At 54.2% G+C, this 2,500-nt stretch carries 1 tRNA gene and 2 rRNA genes (1 of these 3 cut by a window edge); all 3 read left to right on the top strand.

From position 1 onward, the window contains the following. Positions 1-2,021: ribosomal RNA gene (locus tag BMI88_RS19380) — 23S ribosomal RNA — on the top strand (it extends 811 nt beyond the left edge of the window). Positions 2,022-2,109: 88 nt separating this feature from the next. Next, positions 2,110-2,224 (top strand): 5S ribosomal RNA (gene rrf, locus BMI88_RS19375). A gap of 197 nt (positions 2,225-2,421) precedes the next feature. Continuing rightward, a tRNA-Met gene (locus BMI88_RS19370) sits at positions 2,422-2,498 on the top strand. Positions 2,499-2,500 lie beyond the last annotated feature (2 nt).

The following is a 2,500-nucleotide window of genomic DNA, read 5'->3' as shown; positions in this document are numbered from 1 at the left end:
CAAATCTGGAGATAGCTGGTTCTCCGCGAAAGCTATTTAGGTAGCGCGTCGATTGTATTCTCCCGGGGGTAGAGCACTGCATGGATGATGGGGGCCCACAGCCTTACTGAGTCTAAGCAAACTCCGAATACCGGGAAGAACTGATCGGCAGACACACGGCGGGTGCTAACGTCCGTCGTGGAGAGGGAAACAACCCTGACCAACAGCTAAGGCCCCCAATTCATGGCTAAGTGGGAAAGCATGTGAGACTTCCAAAACAACCAGGAGGTTGGCTTAGAAGCAGCCATCCTTTAAAGATAGCGTAACAGCTCACTGGTCTAGTTAAGAGGTCTTGCGGCGAAGATGTAACGGGGCTCAAGCCATGAGCCGAAGCTTTGGATGCACAGTGATGTGCGTGGTAGCGGAGCGTTCTGTGATATAGAACGCTGCCTCCTTATCTCCTTCGGGAGTATTGGAGGCAATGTTCTGACTGTGAAGCCGGGCTGTAAGGCATCCGGTGGAGTGATCAGAAGTGAGAATGTTGACATGAGTAGCGACAAACAGGGTGAGAGACCCTGTCGCCGAAAGTCCAAGGGTTCCTGCTTAAAGCTAATCTGAGCAGGGTAAGCCGGCCCCTAAGGCGAGGCCGAAAGGCGTAGTCGATGGGAACCAGGTTAATATTCCTGGGCCATGTGGTGGTGACGGATTGCGAGGGTTGTTCACACTTATCGGATTGTGTGGGCCGCTTAGCAGTTCCTGGAAATAGCCCCACTATCGGACCGTACCCGAAACCGACACAGGTGGACTGGTAGAGAATACCAAGGCGCTTGAGAGAACCACGTTTAAGGAACTCGGCAAAATGCCTCCGTAAGTTCGCGAGAAGGAGGCCCCATTCTCACGCAAGTGAGGGTGGGGGGCACAAACTAGGGGGTGGCGACTGTTTACTTAAAACACAGGGCTGTGCGAAGCCGTAAGGCGACGTATACAGTCTGACGCCTGCCCGGTGCCGGAAGGTTAAAAGGAGGAGTGCAAGCTCCGAATTGAAGCCCCGGTAAACGGCGGCCGTAACTATAACGGTCCTAAGGTAGCGAAATTCCTTGTCGGGTAAGTTCCGACCTGCACGAATGGCGTAACGATCTCCCCGCTGTCTCAAACGTGGACTCAGCGAAATTGAACTGTGTGTCAAGATGCACACTACCCGCGGTTAGACGGAAAGACCCCATGAACCTTTACTATAGCTTCGCACTGGCATCAGGCATGTGATGTGCAGGATAGGTGGTAGGCTTTGAAACGGGGACGCCAGTCTTCGTGGAGCCATCCTTGAGATACCACCCTTCGCCTGCTTGATGTCTAACCGCGGTCCCTTATCGGGATCCGGGACCCTGCGTGGTGGGTAGTTTGACTGGGGCGGTCGCCTCCCAAAGTGTAACGGAGGCGCGCGAAGGTTGGCTCAGACCGGTCGGAAATCGGTCGTTGAGTGCAATGGCAGAAGCCAGCCTGACTGCAAGACTGACAAGTCGAGCAGAGACGAAAGTCGGCCATAGTGATCCGGTGGTCCCGAGTGGAAGGGCCATCGCTCAACGGATAAAAGGTACTCTGGGGATAACAGGCTGATGGTGCCCAAGAGTCCATATCGACGGCACCGTTTGGCACCTCGATGTCGGCTCATCTCATCCTGGGGCTGGAGCAGGTCCCAAGGGTACGGCTGTTCGCCGTTTAAAGAGGTACGTGAGCTGGGTTTAGAACGTCGTGAGACAGTTCGGTCCCTATCTGCCGTGGGTGTAGGATACTTGAGAAGAGTTGCCCCTAGTACGAGAGGACCGGGGTGAACGGACCACTGGTGGACCAGTTATCGTGCCAACGGTAGTGCTGGGTAGCTATGTCCGGACAGGATAACCGCTGAAAGCATCTAAGCGGGAAGCCCCCTTCAAAACTAGGTATCCCTTGAGGGCCGTGGAAGACCACCACGTCGATAGGCTGGAGATGTAAGCGCGGCAACGCGTTCAGTTGACCAGTACTAATTGCCCGATTGGCTTGATTTGATCCGGTAGAAGCCAGACCTCTGGCATCCGATCAAACAGCATGCACAATACAAAGTGTACGACTTGAACTTCATCGCTTCTTCCTCGGTTTGGTGGTCATAGCACGAGCAAAACACCCGGCTCCATTCCGAACCCGGCCGTTAAGTGCCGTCGCGCCAATGGTACTGCGTCTTAAGACGTGGGAGAGTAGGTCACCGCCAAACCTAGAAAGAAGCGATAAAACTTCATCTCTCAAACAACGATGACAAACAAAATCCCGATCGCAAAAACATAAAGCCCTCGGGAAACAAACGCGGGATCGAGCACCCCGCAATCGCTACAAACTCTCCTCGAGAGTTTGTCTAACGCGATCGCCTCGTCAGGCTCATAACCTGACAAAAAAGGGCAAACGCTCAACGGACGCGGGATGGAGCAGCCCGGTAGCTCGTCAGGCTCATAACCTGAAGGTCGTAGGTTCAAATCCTACTCCCGCAACCAAA

The sequence above is a fragment of the Thioclava sp. F36-6 genome (genome assembly GCF_002020305.1).
Lineage (GTDB): Bacteria > Pseudomonadota > Alphaproteobacteria > Rhodobacterales > Rhodobacteraceae > Thioclava > Thioclava sediminum.
This window is presented reverse-complemented; position numbering and strand designations above follow the sequence as displayed.